Origin of the sequence: Streptomyces sp. NPDC000594 (genome assembly GCF_040299965.1) — a bacterium.
GTDB lineage: Bacteria > Actinomycetota > Actinomycetes > Streptomycetales > Streptomycetaceae > Streptomyces.
Window position 1 is genome coordinate 190,498 of sequence record NZ_JBEPCY010000011.1, and the last position, 15,577, is coordinate 206,074.

Annotated in this window: 15 protein-coding genes; 8 read left to right on the forward strand and 7 right to left on the reverse strand. The window is 73.1% G+C overall.

Going from position 1 to position 15,577, the window contains the following annotated elements; genetic code table 11:
- Positions 1 to 71: 71 nt before the first annotated feature.
- Together ABT354_RS18180 and ABT354_RS18185 are read right to left on the reverse strand one after the other, a co-directional pair.
- Entirely contained in the window at positions 72 to 1,328 is a 1,257-nt protein-coding gene (locus ABT354_RS18180) for an MFS transporter (RefSeq protein ID WP_351494800.1), read from the reverse strand.
- Positions 1,325 to 2,353, reverse strand: a complete 1,029-nt coding sequence (locus tag ABT354_RS18185) for a glycosyltransferase family 2 protein (RefSeq protein ID WP_351494802.1) — start codon at positions 2,351 to 2,353, stop codon at positions 1,325 to 1,327. The genes ABT354_RS18180 and ABT354_RS18185 overlap by 4 nt, the downstream gene beginning before the upstream one ends.
- A 435-nt stretch (positions 2,354 to 2,788) precedes the next feature.
- Between ABT354_RS18185 and ABT354_RS18190 the strand changes: the two genes are divergently transcribed.
- Genes ABT354_RS18190 through ABT354_RS18225 form a run of 8 tightly spaced genes read left to right on the forward strand, consistent with a single transcriptional unit; the run spans position 2,789 to position 11,046 of the window.
- Positions 2,789 to 3,145: an NADH-quinone oxidoreductase subunit A gene (locus tag ABT354_RS18190; protein ID WP_351494804.1), complete on the forward strand. Its 357-nt coding sequence runs from the start codon at positions 2,789 to 2,791 to the stop codon at positions 3,143 to 3,145.
- Positions 3,136 to 4,359 carry a hypothetical protein gene (locus ABT354_RS18195; protein WP_351494806.1) on the forward strand — a complete coding sequence of 408 codons (1,224 nt, stop codon included), beginning with the start codon at positions 3,136 to 3,138 and terminating at the stop codon, positions 4,357 to 4,359. The genes ABT354_RS18190 and ABT354_RS18195 overlap by 10 nt, the downstream gene beginning before the upstream one ends.
- Complete coding sequence (locus tag ABT354_RS18200; RefSeq protein ID WP_351494808.1) at positions 4,352 to 5,239, forward strand: NADH-quinone oxidoreductase subunit H; 888 nt, start codon at positions 4,352 to 4,354, stop codon at positions 5,237 to 5,239. Before ABT354_RS18195 ends, ABT354_RS18200 begins: the two co-directional genes overlap by 8 nt.
- A 53-nt stretch (positions 5,240 to 5,292) precedes the next feature.
- Positions 5,293 to 5,883 carry an NADH-quinone oxidoreductase subunit J gene (locus ABT354_RS18205; protein WP_351494868.1) on the forward strand — a complete coding sequence of 197 codons (591 nt, stop codon included), beginning with the start codon at positions 5,293 to 5,295 and terminating at the stop codon, positions 5,881 to 5,883.
- Positions 5,880 to 6,185, forward strand: coding sequence for an NADH-quinone oxidoreductase subunit NuoK (gene nuoK / locus ABT354_RS18210; RefSeq protein ID WP_351494810.1), 306 nt, complete (start codon positions 5,880 to 5,882; stop codon positions 6,183 to 6,185). Before ABT354_RS18205 ends, nuoK begins: the two co-directional genes overlap by 4 nt.
- A complete protein-coding gene (locus ABT354_RS18215; RefSeq protein ID WP_351494812.1) occupies positions 6,182 to 8,113 on the forward strand; it encodes an NADH-quinone oxidoreductase subunit 5 family protein in 1,932 nt (643 codons plus the stop codon). Before nuoK ends, ABT354_RS18215 begins: the two co-directional genes overlap by 4 nt.
- A gap of 3 nt (positions 8,114 to 8,116) precedes the next feature.
- Entirely contained in the window at positions 8,117 to 9,622 is a 1,506-nt protein-coding gene (locus tag ABT354_RS18220; protein WP_351494814.1) for a complex I subunit 4 family protein, read from the forward strand.
- A gap of 5 nt (positions 9,623 to 9,627) precedes the next feature.
- Complete coding sequence (locus ABT354_RS18225; RefSeq protein ID WP_351494816.1) at positions 9,628 to 11,046, forward strand: NADH-quinone oxidoreductase subunit N; 1,419 nt, start codon at positions 9,628 to 9,630, stop codon at positions 11,044 to 11,046.
- 18 nt (positions 11,047 to 11,064) lie between these two features.
- Here the strand turns inward: ABT354_RS18225 and ABT354_RS18230 are convergent, their stop codons facing one another.
- From ABT354_RS18230 to ABT354_RS18250, 5 genes are all read right to left on the reverse strand, one after another.
- Positions 11,065 to 11,691 (reverse strand): CE1759 family FMN reductase, encoded by a 627-nt coding sequence (locus ABT354_RS18230; RefSeq protein ID WP_351494818.1) that lies wholly within the window; start codon positions 11,689 to 11,691, stop codon positions 11,065 to 11,067.
- 1 nt (position 11,692) lies between these two features.
- A complete protein-coding gene (locus tag ABT354_RS18235; protein ID WP_351494870.1) occupies positions 11,693 to 12,823 on the reverse strand; it encodes an LLM class flavin-dependent oxidoreductase in 1,131 nt (376 codons plus the stop codon).
- Positions 12,824 to 13,128: 305 nt separating this feature from the next.
- Positions 13,129 to 13,986, reverse strand: coding sequence for a lipase family alpha/beta hydrolase (locus tag ABT354_RS18240; RefSeq protein WP_351494820.1), 858 nt, complete (start codon positions 13,984 to 13,986; stop codon positions 13,129 to 13,131).
- Between the two features lie 209 nt (positions 13,987 to 14,195).
- Entirely contained in the window at positions 14,196 to 14,870 is a 675-nt protein-coding gene (locus tag ABT354_RS18245; protein ID WP_351494822.1) for a TetR/AcrR family transcriptional regulator, read from the reverse strand.
- Positions 14,871 to 14,945: 75 nt separating this feature from the next.
- Complete coding sequence (locus ABT354_RS18250) at positions 14,946 to 15,569, reverse strand: isochorismatase family protein (RefSeq protein WP_351494824.1); 624 nt, start codon at positions 15,567 to 15,569, stop codon at positions 14,946 to 14,948.
- Positions 15,570 to 15,577 lie beyond the last annotated feature (8 nt).

The following is a 15,577-nucleotide window of genomic DNA, read 5'->3' on the forward strand; positions in this document are numbered from 1 at the left end:
TCCTTCGGGAGAGAGGCGGGCCGTTCGCGTCGCGTCCGGGCCGGCGGCGGCCGGGACACGACGGGGGGATCTCAGGAGACCGTTGTCCCGCGGGTGCGGGAACGCAGTGCCCAGACGGCGAGTCCGACCGAGCAGACGACGGAGGCGGCGAAGGGGAGGCGGGTGTCGACATCCACACTGAGCCCCGTCAGCCACACCAGTACGGTGGTCAGGACCGCCGAGCCGACACCGAGCGACGCGTTGAGCGGGCCGTGTCGGTCGGTGGGTGTCCGGCTGAGCATCCAGCCCTGGTACACGGGGACGAGCGGCGCGGCTCCGCAGGCGAAGACCACCACGCCCACATGGGCCAGGGGCACCGAGCCGGCGCAGATCAGGACATCGCCGACGATGATGAGCAGGGCACCGAGCAGGACGACGGTGGTGACGGTCAGATGCCTGAGCAGCAGGTCCCCGGCCGCCCGCGCCGGGGTGTAGGCCACCCAGAGCAGGGCCAGCAGGAAGGACGCGTCGGAGAGGGTGAGTCCATAGCGGTACTGGCCGAGTGAGGTGACCCAGGAGACGACGACGGTCTCGCCCGCCATCAGCGTCGCGTACACCGCGATGTGCGGCAGCCAGCCGCGGAGCATCGCCCGGGTCAGCCGGGGCTGCCCCGCCGGGCCGGCGTCCCGCGCGGTCGCCGTGTCCGTGTACCGGTCGAGCAGTTTCCCCGCGGCGAACAGCACCGCCAGCGCGGCGGCGAAGATCATGTACACCGTGCGGTAGTCGCCGTCGGCGGGGACCAGTACGCCGACCATGGAGGGTGCGACAAAGCTGGCCACGCCGAAGGTCGCGTAGAGAGCGGATATCCGGTGGTATCGCTTCGGCAGCCGGTAGAGATAGGAGACCGTGGCCAGCGCGCCCAGCGAGAAGGTCGCGCCGTGCAGAAACGCCCCGGCGAGCACCCCGGCGTACTCCTGCGCGGTGATCAGCACCGCGCAGCCCGCCAGCCCCACCAGTACGGCCAGGGTGGTCATCCGCGCGACGCCGATCCGGCGCAGCAGGACCGGTCCGGCGAACATCGCCGTGATCAGCCCGATGTCCTTGAGGTTCTGGACGTTGGCGAGCCGGCCTCCGCTGAGTCCGTACTCCTCGCGGAAGGTGGTGACCAGGGCGGGGACCAGGCCCATGCCGAGGGCCAGGAGGCCGTAGACCACAAAGAGGTAGACGCTGGTCAGGGTGTGACCGGTGGAGGCCGGAAGGGGCGTCCGGGTGGCTGTTCCGACGGGCCCGGCCACCGTGTCCGGCCCGCCGGGCGGCCGTGGGGCCCCGGCGGCCGCGGTGTCGCTCACCGGGGCGCCGGAACGGCCGGGGTGTCCGTGCGTTCCGCCGCTGTGGCGTGCTCGGCGAAGGTCTCCGGATCGAGTGCGCGGGCCTGGACCAGCTGGGACCGGCCCAGTTCCGGGCTGCCGTCGCCGGTCACCGTACGGCCGATCCGGATCAGATAGCGGCAGAGCACCGCGCGGCCCGTCCGCTCGTCGGCGGCTCCGCGCGACACCGCGGTGGCGATGGCCTCCTCCAGACCCGCGCGTTCGTTCGCACAGCGCATCCGGTTGAAGGCGTCCACCCCGCCGGACTGCCGGCGCGAGGCGCTGCCGCCTTCCCGGGGGACCCGGTAGCCGGTCGGGATTCCGGGTACGTGGTCGATCGCGGCGCCACTGCCCAGGTAGCGGAAGAGGGTCGCCACGTCCTCGCAGAAGGGAGCCGCGGTGAAGGGCACAGCGCGCGCGAGGGTCGTCCGCAGGTTCATCGCGGACGGGATCGCGATGTTGTCGCGTTCGACCGCCTGCTCGATCCACCGCTCACGGCCGCGCAGCTTGGGCAGCCGCTGCTGCTCGTCGAGCAGGCGCAGACCGGGTAAGAGCCGGTCGGTCTCCCAGGGTGTGCCGTGTTCGTCGATGAACTCGATGTCGTTGTACGCGAAGTCCAGCTCCGGCTCCGCGGCGAACAGGGCGCGCACCGCGGCAACCCGGTGCGGGTGCGCGAGATCGTCGGCGTCCAGATAGGCCAGCAGGGAGTGCCCGTCCCGGTGCGCCGCTTCGATGGCGAGGTTCCTGGCCTGCCCGGCGCCCGCGTTCCGGGGGGCTTTGAGCACGGTCATGGAGCCGGACACCGAGGCGGCGAGGCCGGACAGGAAATCCGTGGTGCCGGGCGCGGGTGAGGCGTCGTCCGTCAGATAGACGCACCAGTGGGGGTCCGTCTGCCGCTCCAGGCTGGCGAGGGTCAGCCGCAGGCAGGCGCGGCGCCACGCCGGGCCGTCGTCGAAGTAGGGGATCACGAAGGCCACGGATTCCGGGTGACCGGTGGGGGAGGGCATGGGAATCCTCGGGGTTGTCTCGTCGGACGCCGAGCGGCCCGGCGCCGAGCGGTCGGGTGTGGGGGGATCGGTCAGGCGGCGCCGGGCGGGTTACGCCCACGCTCTCGTGCGCCCATCTGAAGTGTCGAACAGTTTCGAACGGATCGTCAGATGACGACCCGTTATGGGTCGGAATTATCGCATGATCACCTGTGCGGTCAAGTGCCGTTTCTGTGAAGGTCGAGGCGCCGGGTTCCGTCCGGGATCGCGCCGCACCGTGGCGGGGCGGCCGTCGTCCCGCCACCCTCCGACGGTGCCGGGCGGAGCCGCGGATACGGGCCGCAGGGAGGAAAGTCACCTGGTGTCCCGTGTTGTACCGCCCGCTCCGGGGGTGGGCGCTGAGACACTGCCTGCCGATGGCCGCCGGCGGCGGTCGCCCGTCGGGAAGGGGAGCGCGTGGAAGCCGCGGCTTGGGAGCCGGTCCTGCTCCTGCTCGCCGTCGTCCTGGTGGGCGTCCTTCTGGCGCACGGTCTCGGGGCCGCCGTCCGGGGAGTGCGGGAGCCGCTGCGCACGGGGCCGTTCAGCGGCGGGTTCGAGCCGCGGGAGCACGCGGTCTCCCGGTTCCATGTGCGGTGGTACCCGGTCACGATGGTCTTTCTCGCGTTCGACATGGAGATGCTCTTCATGTACCCGTGGACGCTGGTCGTCCCGGCGGTCGGCGTCCCGGCGGTCGTCGAGATGTTCCTCTTCCTCGGTGTTCTGCTCGCCGGGGTCGGTTACGCCTGGCGCGAGGGGGCGTTCCGGTGGACCTGAGGGCGCGGCTCACCGCGGTGGCGCTGGCCCGGCCGGCCGTGCTGCTCATCACGGGGCCCGGTGCCACGCGTGAGCGGCTGGCCGTCGAGGCCGAACTCGGGCGCAGACGCTGGCCGCGGGCGACCGGACCCGCCACGGCGGACCTGGTGGTCTTCGCGGGTGCCCCCCTTCCCGTACACGGTGACGACTGGGCGGAACGGGTGTGGCGGGGGGTGCCGGATCCGAAGGCGCGGGTGACCGTGACGGATGCCGGGGAAACGGCCCGCGCGCTGGACCACGGGCACGGCACGCTCCTCACCCGGGCCATGCGCCCGGCCGGCCGTCATGAGGCGGCGGCCGGGCCCGATCGTGGCCACCCCGGCTCCCCGGGCCACGGCGGTGAGGACCACGACGGTCACGGTGCCGGGGAGCACGGCGGCCCCGGCCGGCACGGTGGCCACGGTCGTCATCCGGCGGTCGTGGCCGGCCTCCCGCTGGCGGAACGGGCCGACGACCGGGACGGATTGCGGCTGGACCGGCTGCGGCTGCCGCTCGGGCCCGCGCTGCCGGACTGGCCCGCCGGGCTGGTGCTGCGCCTGGAACTCCAGGGCGACGTGGTGCGGCACGCCGAGGCCGAGGCGATCCCCGCGCCCCCCGCCGCCCGGCCCGCCTTCTGGGACGAACCCTGGCTCAGGGCCCTGGCCGGTGAGCCGGTGACGGTCGGCGAGGCCGCCCGGCGGCGGTGCGCCGCCCATCTCGACAGCCTCGGCCGATTCCTCGGCGTGGCCGGCTGGAGCGCCGCGGCGACCCGGGCGCGCCAGGCGCGCGACCGGACCCTCGGGGGCGCCCGGGGCGATGAACTGCTGCCCCTCGTCCGCCCGCTCGTCCGGCGCCTGCGGCGGTCGCGGACCCTGCGCCGGCTGACGGTGGGCGTCGGCGAACTCTCCGGCGACGGGGGACCGGCCGGCCGGGACGCGCACAGCAGACTGATCGGGCGGCTGGACGGGATCGAGCGCGCGCTCTCCGGGATCGACGGGCGCGCCCCGCTCGCCGTCCACCCTCCGGCCGGTTCCCGGGGCAGCGCCGACACGGGGACACCGGCGGCCCTCGCCACCCTCTCCGCCCTGCTCACCGGCGCCGAGTTCGCCTGCGCCCGGCTCATCGTGGCGAGCCTCGACCCCGATCTCGACGGGCCGGCCCCCCGGTACGCACCCGGGGGCCGTGCCCATGGCTGAACCGGCTCCGCTGTGGGCGGTACCCCTCCTGCCTGTCGCCCTGGCCCTGGTCGCGCTGGGCCTGGCGACCCTCGACGCGGGGTCCACCGGGCCGGGCCGGGAGACCCTGCGGCTGCTGGTGCAGCAGCGGCGGGTCACCAGGGCGGCCGATGTCCCGCTCGTCCGGGTGGGGACGACGCTGCTCCCGGTCGCCGCCGTGCTCGCCGCCGTCGTCCTGCCCCTCGGCTTCCGGTCGGTGTCCGATCTGCCGGACGGGATCGTGTGGTTCAACGCCATGGAGGCGCTGGCCTGGGCGGCCGTCTGGCTGACGGGCTGGGGGCCGAACTCGGCGCTGTCGCTGATCGGCGGGTACCGCTTCCTCGCGCAGGGGCTGGCGTACGAGCTGCCGCATATGCTCGCCATCACCACGGCGGCGCTCGGCGCGGAGTCGCTGCGGGTGGGTGCGGTGGTGGACGCCCAGGCCGGGCTCTGGTTCGCGGTGTGGATGCCGGCGGCGTTCGCGGTCTATCTGCTGAGCACCTGTGCCATGGCCTTCTGGGGGCCGTTCGACCAGCCCACCGGGAGGGACGCGGCGGGCGGCGCGGCGGCCGAACTGTCCGGCGTCGACCGGCTGGTGTTCCTCGGCGGGCGCCGGCTGCTGCTGGTGGTCGCCGCCGCCTTCGCCGTACCGCTGTTCCTGGGCGGTGGCCAGGGGCCGCTGCTGCCCGGCTGGGCGTGGACGGTGCTCAAGACGGCCGCCGTCCTCGGCCTGCTGCTGTGGGTGCGCCGCCGGGTGCCGACCGTGCGCATGGAGCGGTACATGGAGCTGTCCTGGGTGGTCCTGACACCGCTGGCGGTGCTCCAGGCCCTGGTCGTGGCCGTGGTGGTGCTCGAACGGTGAGCCCGGCGACGACGGTGGGCCAGACGACGACGGTGGGTGCGGCGGAGGCGGCGATGAGTGCGGGAGCGGCGGCGGGTACGGTCGTGGGCGCGGTGGCCTCCTGGGTGCTGGCCCTTCTCGCGGTGGCCGCCGGTGTCCTGGTGTTCCGCTTCGACTCGATGGCGCGCGCGACCTTCGCCCTGCTCACCACCCTGCTCTGTGTGGGCGGCGAGCTGATCGTGCTCGGGCTCGACTATCTCGGCATCGTCACCGTACTGATGATGACGATCGAGATGGCCATCATGGCCGTCTTCATGGTCATGTTCATGATGAATCCGGCCGGGCTGATGCCGATGACGATGGTCCACAACAGCCGGGGAGCGGCCGTGATCTGCGCCGGGTCCTTTGTCGCGCTCGTCGCCGGGATCCTCCTCGTCCCCTGGCCGCGCCGGCGCGGCCGGGCCCCGGCCGACCCGACCCTCGACCTCGGCCTCTCCCTGATGGGGCCGCAGATGCTCACCATGATGACGCTGGGCATGGCGCTGTTCGCGACGATCGTCGCGACCGTGGTGCTCGCCACCGGGCGCGGCCGGTACGACCGGTTCGGCGACGACCTCCGGGCGGCCCGGCCCGACGACCCGGTCCGCGGCGGCGTGGGCCGATGACTCTCGAACTGCTTCTCGTCACCGCCGCCGCCCTCTTCTGCGTCGGCCTGTTCGGCGCGCTGACCCAGCAGTCGATCGTCATGCTGATGATGGGTCTGGAGCTGATGCTGGGCGGGGTGATCCTCGCCGCCGGCACGGTCTGGCACCACCTCGCTCCGGCCACGGCCGACGGACAGGTCCTGGTGGTGGTCGCCATCACGGCCATGGCGGTGGAGATGGCGATCGGATTCGCCGTGGTGACCGCCCTGTTCCGGACCCGCGAGATCGACACCGCCGACGAGGCGGCGGAGCTGAGGGAATGAGTCTCGTCCTCTGGTCGCTCATCGGCCTGCCCCTGACCGCCGGAACCCTGCTCGCCCTCGCGGGGCGGCGGGCCGACCGGTGCGCACCCCCGCTCGCGGTCGCGGTCGCGGCCGTGACCCTGGGGCTGGCCTGCACCGCCGCGCTGCGGCGGCCCGCGGTCGAGGCGCCCCTGCTGGAGGGGCTCCCCGTCCGGTTCGCGGTGGACGGCCTCTCCGGAGTCCTGGCCGTCACCGTCACCGCCGTCACCCTCGTCGTCCTGCTCTTCAGCGGTGCGGAGTACGGCGCCCGGTCCGGCGCGAAGCCCGGCGCGGAGCCCGCCGGGGAGTCGGGCGCGGAGCCCGGCGCCGGGTCGGCCGCCCGGTCCGGCGCGGAAGAGGCCCGCGCCCGCTTCTTCGGACCGATGCTCCTCTTCGCGGGAAGCATGCTCGTCACCGTCACTGCCACCACCCTGCCGACCCTGCTCATGGGCTGGGAGGTCATGGGCGCCACCTCCTGGGTGCTCATCGGATACCGGTGGCGCGAGCCGGAGAGCACCGCCGCGGCCGGTACCGCCTTTCTGACCACCCGTACCGCCGACCTCGGCCTGTATCTCGCCGCCGGTGCCGCCCTCGCGGCGGGACCCGGCACCCTCGCCCTCGACGGGCTCGCACGGGCCGGCGAGCCATGGCTGTCGCTGACGACGGCCGGCATCCTGGTCGCGGCGCTCGGCAAGTCCGCACAGCTGCCCTTCAGCTTCTGGCTGTCGGGGGCCATGCGGGGACCGAGCCCGGTCTCCGCGCTGCTGCACTCGGCGGCGATGGTGGTCGCCGGCGCGTATCTGCTGCTGCGCACCGGGCCGCTGCTGGACGCCTCCGGCTGGGGCGCGCAGACGGCCGCGTGGGCGGGTGCGGCGACCGCCGTCGCCCTCGGCCTGGTCGCGGTGGCACAGAACGATCTCAAACAGCTGCTCGCCGCCTCGACCTGCGCCCAGATCGGGTTCATGGTGCTCGCCGCCGGCGCCGGAGCGATCACCGGCGGGGCGTTGCAGCTGATGGCGCACGCCGCCGCCAAGAGCCTGCTGTTCCTGGTGGCGGGCGTCTGGCTCACCGTATGGGGAACCCAGCGGCTGCCCGCACTGCGCGGCGCCGCCCGTACCGACCGGGCGGTCGGGGCGGTGTGCACGGTGGGCGCCCTCTCCCTGGCCGGGCTGCCACCGCTCTCCCTGTGGGCCGCGAAGGACGTCCTGCTCGCCGGGGTGCTGGAGACCGGAGCATGGCTCTACGCGGCCGGGCTCGCCGCCGCCGTGCTCTCCGCCGTCTACAGCGTCCGGATCCTCTGGTTCGTCTGGGGCCGCCCGGAGCGCGACGCGGGGGACGGGCGGCGCGTGCCGCGCGGAGCCGTCGCCCCGCTGGTCCTGCTCGCCGCCGCCTGCCCGGCGCTGACCCCCCTGGCCTTCCCGCCCGTACGGGACGCGCTCACCCGGTATCTCGGCGGCGGCGCCGGACCCGCCCCGCAGGCCTGGGAGTTCGCCCTGTCCGGTGCCCTCGCCCTGGTGGCCGCCGCCGTGACCTGGTCCCGGTGCAGCCGCCCGCTGCCGCTGCCGCCCCGGGCGAAGCGGCTGGCCCGGCGGTGGCTGGGCCTCGAACACGCCGCCCATGTCCTGCTCGTCTCCCCCACCCTGGCGCTGGCCCGCGCCGCCGCCGCCCTCGACGACCGGGTCCTCGACCGGGCCGTGGAGGCGTCCGCCCGGGGAACGGTCCGCCTCGCCCGGTGGACGAACCGGCACACCGAGCGCGCGATCGACGGAGCGGTCGAGGGCGTCGCCACCGCCACCCGCCGGCTCGGCGCGGGGGCCCGCCGCCCCCAGACCGGCCTGCTGCACCAGTACCTCGCCCAGGCCGTCGCCGCCTTCTCCCTCCTCGCCGTCGTGCTCGTCCTCGTGAGGTAACCCTTGCTCACCGCCCTCGTCCTCGCCCCGACCGCGGTCGCCCTGCTCCTCCTCGCCCTGCCCGCGCGTACCCCGGTACGGGTACCGCGCGCCCTCTGGGTGGCGGCCACCGCCGCCGAACTGGGCCTGGTCGTCGCCGTGTGGGCCGGATACGAGCCGGGCGGCGGCATCCAGTACGAGGTCCGGGCCCGCTGGATCCCCCAGGCCGGGGTCGGCTACCACGTGGGTGTCGACGGCCTCTCCCTGCCGCTGCTCGCCCTCACCTGTGTCCTCTTCCTCGTCTGCGCGCTGTACTCGCTCCGCGAGAACCGCCGCCTCCCCGTGTTCGCCGCGCTCTTCCTCTTCCTCCAGACCACCTGCCTCGGGCTGTTCGTCGCCCTCGACCTGATCCTGTTCTTCGTCTTCTTCGACCTGTCGATCGTGGCGATGTACTTCGTCATCGCCGGCTGGGGCCACCGCGACGCCGGACCCGCCGCCCTGAAGTTCTTCCTCTACACCTTCCTCGGATCCCTCGCCCTGCTGCTGGGCTTCATCGGCCTCTATCTGGCCGCCGCCCCGCACACCTTCGACATGGTCGACCTGGCCCGCCAGAACCCCCTCGCCGGCCGCTCCGCCCCCGCCGCGCTCATCCTCCTCGCCGTCGTCGTCGGCCTCGCCATCAAGACCCCCACCGTCCCCTTCCACACCTGGCTCCCGCCCGCCCACACCGAGGCCCCGGCCGCCGGATCGGCCATCCTCGCCGGAGTCCTCCTGAAGATGGGCACCTACGGGTTCCTGCGCATCGCGATGCCCCTGCTCCCGGAGGCCTGGCGGCGGTACGCGCTCGTCCTGGTCGTCGTCGGGGTCCTCTCCGTCCTCCACGGCGCGCTGGTGGCGCTCGCCCAGACCGACTTCAAGCGCATGATCGCGTACACCTCCGTCAACCACATGGGATACATCCTCCTGGGCATCGGCGCCGCCGCCACCACCGCCGACACCTCCGCACAGGCCCGCTCCCTCGCCGTCACCGGCTCGGTCACCCAGATGGTCAGCCACGGACTCATCACCGGCGCCCTGTTCCTCCTCGCCGGCGTCCTGTACGAACGCGGCCGGACCCACGACATGGGCGCGTACGGCGGCGTCGCCGCGACCGCCCCCGTCTTCGCGGTCCTGACCGGCGCGGCGGCCTTCGCCTCGCTGGGACTCCCCGGGTTCTCCGGCTTCATCGCGGAGTTCCAGATCCTCACCGGCTCACTCGGGCCCCGGCCCCTGGCCACCGCCCTGTCCGTACTCGGCATCCTGCTCACCGCCGGTCTGTTCCTGCGCGCGCTGCGGACCGTCCTGATGGGGCCGCTGCGGCTGCCACGGCCGTCCGGCACCCCCCGCGCCTTCCCGGACCTGCGCGCGCACGAGTACGCGGCTGTCGTCCCGCTCCTCGTCCTCGCCGTGGTCCTGGGCATCGCGCCGCGCTTCCTCCTCGACGTCATCGAACCGGCCTCGCACACGCTCCTGGAGCTGCTCGCCCGATGACCGGCATGACCGAGATGAACGAGAACCCCCTGGTCCTCCTCCCCGAGCTGCTCCTCGCGGCATCGGCCGTTCTGGGGCTCCTCCTGGGCGCGTGGCTGCCGCGCCGCCGGCAGTGGCTCGTGGGACTCCTCGCGGCGGTGGCGGCGTGCGCGGGCCTGGTGGCGGCCGCCGTCGCCGCCACCCGGCCCGACACGACCGCGTTCGGTGACGCGTTCACCGTCGACCCGGTCACCAGCACCTCCCGCGTGGTCGTCCTCGGCGGTCTGCTGCTCGTCCTCGCCCTCACCGCCGGGCCGTTCCACGCCCATCCGCGCGAGAGCGAACTCTCCGTGCTGCTCCAGCTCTCCGCCCTCGGGACGCTCGTCCTGGCCGGGGCCCAGGACCTGTTGCTGCTCGCCGCCGCGTATCTGCTCGCGAGCATCCCCGCCTACGCGCTCGCCGGTTTCCGCAAGGACGGCCCCGGGACCGAGGCCGCGCTCAAGTACTACGTGACCGGCGCGCTGCTCGGCGTGCTGATGCTGGCCGGGATCACCCTGCTGTACGCGGCCGGGCGGGCCACCGGCTATCCGCTCCTCGGCCCCGCGCTCCCCGGGGCACCGGACGCGCTCGTCACCGCCGGTGCCGTCGGCCTCCTCGCCGGGGTGCTGTTCAAGGCCGGTGCCGTCCCCGCCCACTTCTGGGTGCCGGACGCCGTCCAGGGCAGCAGCGCCCCGGTCGCCGCCTTCCTGACCACCCTCCCGAAGACCGGTGCCCTGGCGGCGGCGCTGCGGCTCGGCGAGGCCGTCCTCGCCGACAGCGGAATGCCCTGGGCGGCGCTGCTCTCCGTGGTGGCCGCGGCCTCGATGACGCTGGGAAATCTCGCCGCCTTCTTCCAGGACGACGTCAAGCGGCTCCTCGCCTACTCGGCCATCGGCCAGGTCGGCTATCTGCTGCTGCCCGTCACGGTGGCCGGCCGGTCGGACCTCGCCCAGGAGGCCCTGCTGTACTACCTGGCGGGGTACGCCGTCACCAACCTCGGCGCGTTCGCCGTGGTGTGCGCCCTTCCCCGGGCCACCCGGGTCGGCGACTACCGGGGTCTGGCCCGCCGGCGCCCGCTGCTCGCCGCGAGCCTGGTCATCTGTCTGCTGGGGCTGGTGGGCACACCCCCGACCGCCGTCTTCGTGGGCAAGCTCGAAGCGTTCAGCGCCGCGATCGACGGCGGGTTCGGCTGGCTGGCGGTGCTGGCGGCGGTCAACACCGTCGCCTCGCTCTTCTACTATCTGCGCTGGATCGTGCCCGCCGTGTCACGGGGCGGCGGCGACCGGCTCACCGACGGCGCCCGCCCGGCCCGGGCCGTCGCTCACACAGCGGCCGCGGTCTCCCTGGGCCTCGGTCTGGCCGCCGGGCCCGTACTCCCCGCCCTCAGTGGCTCCCTCTCCGCGTAGCGCCACCGCCGTACGGGCTCATGAGGGGTCGCCGCGGAGGAGCCGTTCCATCGCGGCGACCTCCTCGGTGAGCGAATCGCGCCGGGTACGGGGGCCACAGCCCCGCACCAGGCGGGCGTAGTCGGCCGCCGCACGGCCGATGCGGTCCGCGAGGGCCGCGCCGCTGTCGCGGGAGCCGAAGTCGTCGGTGGCGGCGTAGACACCCCGGGGCGAGACGACGGCGTGCAGATAGGAGAACATCGGCCGCATCGCGTGTTCCAGGACGAGGGAGTGACGCTCGGTCCCGCCGGTCGCGCCGATGAGTACGGGCATATCGGCGAGGGTGTCCTCCGGCAGCACGTCGAAGAAGGACTTGAACAGCCCGCTGAAGGAGGCGTTGAACGCCGGGGTGACCGCGATGACACCGTCGGCCCCGGCGACCGTGGCGTACGCCTCCTCCAGGGGCTCACTGGGGAAGCCGCTCAGCATCGCGTCGATGATCGCCCTGCCGAGCGGCCGCAGTTCGACGAAGGAGGAGGCCACCGTGGCCCCGGCAGTGGTGAGTTCGGTACGGACCGCCGCCGCCAGCCGGTCCGCCAGCAGCCGGGTCGAGGAGGGCTCCCGCAGCCCGCCGGTGATGATCGCGATCGTGGTCGTGGTCGTCATCTCACCCCGCTCCTCCCGTCGGGTCCTCGTCCGTGCCGCCCCCGCCGGTCCCCGCTTCCTTCTCGCGTGCCCGGAGCATCGACGCGTGCGTGGGGGCGTCCGGGGCCTCGGGGGACCGGCCGACGGCGAACTCCCTGCGGAGCACCGGGACGACCTCCTCGCCCAGCAGGTCCAGCTGCTCCAGCACCGTGGTGAGCGGCAGTCCGGCATGGTCCACCAGGAAGAGCTGGCGCTGGTAGTCCCCGGCGTACGAGCGGAAGCCCAGGGTCTTCTCGATCACCTGCTGGGGGGATCCGACCGTCAGGGGCGTGAGCGAGGTGAACTCCTCCAGCGAGGGCCCATGCCCGTAGACCGGCGCGTTGTCGAAGTAGGGCCGGAACTCCCGTACCGCGTCCTGGCTGTTGGGGCGGAGGAAGACCTGTCCGCCCAGCCCGACGATCGCGGCCTCGGGCGGGCCGTGCCCGTAGTGCTCGAAGCGCTTCCGGTACAGCTCGACCATGGTGCCGGTGTGGGAGGAGGGCCAGAAGATGTGGTTGGCGAAGTATCCGTCCCCGTAGTAGGCCGCCAGCTCCGCTATCTCGGGGGTGCGGATGGAGCCGTGCCACACAAAGGGCGGAACGCCGTCCAGCGGGCGGGGGGCCAGGGTGAAGCTCTGGAGGGGGGTGCGCAGCTTGCCCTCCCAGTCGACGACCTCCTCGCGCCACAGCCGGCGCAGCAGCCCGTAGTGCTCGACGGTCAGCGGGATCGCCTGGCGGATGTCCTGGCCGAACCAGGGGTACACCGGTCCGGTGTTCCCCCGCCCCAGCATCACATCGCACCGTCCGTTGGACAGATGCTGGAGCACGCTGAAGTCCTCGGCGATCTTGACCGGATCGTTGGTGGTGATCAGGGTGGTAGAGGTCGACAGGATGATCCGCTCCGTCATCGCGGCGAGAAAGCCGAGCAGGGTCGTCGGCGAGGACGGCACAAAGGGCGGGTTGTGGTGCTCGCCCGTGGCGAAGACATCGAGGCCGACCTCCTCCGCCTTCACGGCGATGGCCACGGTGGCCCGGATGCGCTCCTCCTCGGTCGGCGTACGGCCGGTGGTGGGGTCGGGTGTCACATCACCGACCGTGAAGATGCCGAACTGCATACCCGTCATGTCGCCGTCACTCTCCTTACGGGGTGACACGCCTGTCCACCGCGCGCGGCCGCCTTGCTCCGGCGGCTCGGGCGGCGCTTCTGCGCCTCGGGTGGGTCCGGCGGGGGAGGGGAGCAACTCTCGCCACACCAGCCCCATGACTCACTTCCGGATTACCCCCTGGGCCGGATATGAACCGCTTCTGCGGAAATCCGGGAGCTGTCGGACAATGGGCGCCTCGGACCATGGGCGCCACCCGGGAGGCAGCCGGGCGGCGCCCGGGAACACCGGGCCAGGGGGAATCCGTACCGTGAGCGTCAGACGCCGAGGGTGGTGAAGGGGCGGCAGACGAAGGGCCTGGAGTGTTCGGGGTCGAGCCGGTTGAGGACGAGCTGGGTGACATTCGGGTCGACGGCCAGGCCGAGATGGCCGGCCGAGTCCAGCCTGCACTTGTCCTGGAGCACGATATTGGTGACGTTCTCGCCGGTGAGCAGGCCGCTGGTGTAGGGCGTGACGACCCGGTCGTAGCGGGTGACGATGCTGGTGTACGTCGGTCCGGGGACCGCGACGGGGCCGTCGTTGAGCTTGGCGAGGAAGGCCGAGCCGGGCAGATAGTCGGTACAGGCCCCGCAGCCGACGCCGGTCAGCAGGGGCTGGAGCTTGAGGGCCGCCGCCAGCGTCGCCAGGCCGTTGAGCGTGGTGCCCCGGAAGTTGGAGCCGAAGCCGATGAAGTCGTCGACCTTCGCGGCTCCGCCCAGGTACTTCAGGTAGTACGCCGGGACGGTGGTCCCCTCGGAGTGACCGACGATGTCGACCTTCGCCGCCCCGGTGGCGGTGCGCACCCGCTCGACGAACGCGCCCACCTCGACGGCGCTCTCCGCCATGGGGGCGAGCCCGCCGGCCACTGAGCCCAGCACGGTTTGGCCGTACGTCTGCGAGTAGACGCAGTAGCCGGCCGAGCGGAGTGCGGGGGCCAGGGTCAGGAAGTTGTCCCAGCTGTTGCCGCCGAGACCGTGGACGAGGACCACCGGCTCGGGGTGGGCGGCGCTGGGCCGGCAGGACCAGTTGTTCCACCCCGACCTCGGGGGCGCGTCGGCCGAGGCCGTCGCGGTCAGGGTGGTGGAGGCGAGGACGGACAGGGCGAGGGCGGTCAGGAGGGTACGGAGCTTGGCCATCGGGCGACTCCTTGTTCAGCGGAAGTTACCCGAAAGTAGAGCATGGGCTCTTGTTAGGAACAAGGCATCGTTTCCAAAAAGGCGTCGTTTTCGAAAGGTCGTTGCACGGGGTGGTGAACAGGGGGGTGAACAGGGGGAGTTCCCCGGGACGGCTCCGCCCGTCGCGGCGGGGTCGGACCGGGGTGGGGAGCCTCAGAAAGCGGGGAGCCTCAGGAAGCGGAGAGTCCGGAGCTGACCACCGTGTAGAAGCGGTCCAGCCCGTCCTGGAGGATGGCACGGTCGGCGGGCCGGGCGGTATCGCCGTCGAGCAGCCAGTCGGCGATGATGTCGAAGAGCCCGCCGATCAGCCCCATGGCCACCGCGCGGCCGTGCGGTCCCGCCGTGACCCCGAGCCGCTGCCAGGCCGCCTCGACGAAGGAGGCCGCCCACCGGCGGTTGGCCCGGCGGTGCGCCTCGGCCAGCGGTGTCACGGCCCGGCCCTCGCCGAAGGTCACCCGGGCCACCCGCACATCGTCCACAAAGGCGTCCGCGAAGTGCCGGATCAGGGCACGGGCGGCGGCGCCCTCGTCCGGATCCCCGTCCGGATCCTCGTCCAGCGAGCCGAGCGCGGCGGTGAGACGTTCGGTCACGACCCCGACGATACGGTCGAGCAGCGCCAGATACAGGGCCTCCTTGCCGGTGAAGACCTCATAGAAGCTCTTCGTCCCGACATACGCCCGCTTGCAGATCTGCTCGATCGAGGTGTCCTGATAGCCCTGGGCGGAGAACAGCTCCAGCGCCGCGTCGAGGAGATCCTCACGGCGCCTGGCCCGCCGCTCCTGGGCGTCCAGCCCACGGATCCGCCGACCGTTCGCGCCCTCGCCGTCCACCACCGCACCCACCACCGGGCCACCATACCGTCCGCCGCGCGCACCGCCTCCCCCGTTCCCTGCCCCAGGTCACAAGAGCCCCCGCCCAGGTCAGAAGAGGGCGTCCGCCGTGGTGACCATCGCGCACCGGCCCGCCGCCCACTCCAGGGCCATCCGGTGGTCCCGCTCCGAGAAGTCCGCGACCGCGTCCGCCACGACAAACGCCTGGATGTCCCGCATCCAGGCGTCGCACGCGGTCATCAGCACCCCGATATGGGCATAGACCCCGGTGATCACGAGCTGGTCCCGGCCCTGGGCGCGCAGCCGCTCCGCCAGGTCGGTCCGGGCGAAGGCGCTGTACTTCCACTTCGTCAGCAGGGTGTCCCCCGGGCCCGGCGCGACCGCGTCCGCGATGGCCGCCGCGTGCGGGTCGTCGGGGATGCCCGGTCCCCAGAAGTCCTGCTGGAGCCCGCGCTGTCCGGGGGTCTGGCCGCCGGGCTGGGCGGTGTAGACGACGGGCACACCGAGCCGGGCCGCCTCCTTCCGCAGCAGCCCGATCCGGTCGAACAGGGTGGTGACGGGCTCCGCGCCGGTGTCGAAGGCGGAGAGGAAGTAGTTCTGGAGATCGTGCACCAGCAGAACGGCCCGGTCCGGGTCGACCTCCCAGCGCACCCGGTTGGCCGGCAGCTCACCGGGGAGCGGCAGGGGATAGGAGGGGATGGAGGGCAGTGCCATGGGGGATT

Bases quoted from the DNA above. Each gene is read 5' to 3' on its own strand.
- ABT354_RS18225 (WP_351494816.1), top strand. From the start codon at position 9,628: ATGACCGAGATGAACGAGAACCCCCTGGTCCTCCTCCCCGAGCTGCTC.
- ABT354_RS18200 (WP_351494808.1), top strand. From the start codon at position 4,352: ATGGCTGAACCGGCTCCGCTGTGGGCGGTACCCCTCCTGCCTGTCGCC.
- nuoK (WP_351494810.1), top strand. From the start codon at position 5,880: ATGACTCTCGAACTGCTTCTCGTCACCGCCGCCGCCCTCTTCTGCGTC.
- ABT354_RS18235 (WP_351494870.1), bottom strand. From the start codon at position 12,823: ATGCAGTTCGGCATCTTCACGGTCGGTGATGTGACACCCGACCCCACC.
- ABT354_RS18250 (WP_351494824.1), bottom strand. From the start codon at position 15,569: ATGGCACTGCCCTCCATCCCCTCCTATCCCCTGCCGCTCCCCGGTGAG.
- ABT354_RS18205 (WP_351494868.1), top strand. From the start codon at position 5,293: ATGAGTGCGGGAGCGGCGGCGGGTACGGTCGTGGGCGCGGTGGCCTCC.
- ABT354_RS18240 (WP_351494820.1), bottom strand. From the start codon at position 13,986: ATGGCCAAGCTCCGTACCCTCCTGACCGCCCTCGCCCTGTCCGTCCTC.
- ABT354_RS18230 (WP_351494818.1), bottom strand. From the start codon at position 11,691: ATGACGACCACGACCACGATCGCGATCATCACCGGCGGGCTGCGGGAG.
- ABT354_RS18215 (WP_351494812.1), top strand. From the start codon at position 6,182: ATGAGTCTCGTCCTCTGGTCGCTCATCGGCCTGCCCCTGACCGCCGGA.
- ABT354_RS18185 (WP_351494802.1), bottom strand. From the start codon at position 2,353: ATGCCCTCCCCCACCGGTCACCCGGAATCCGTGGCCTTCGTGATCCCC.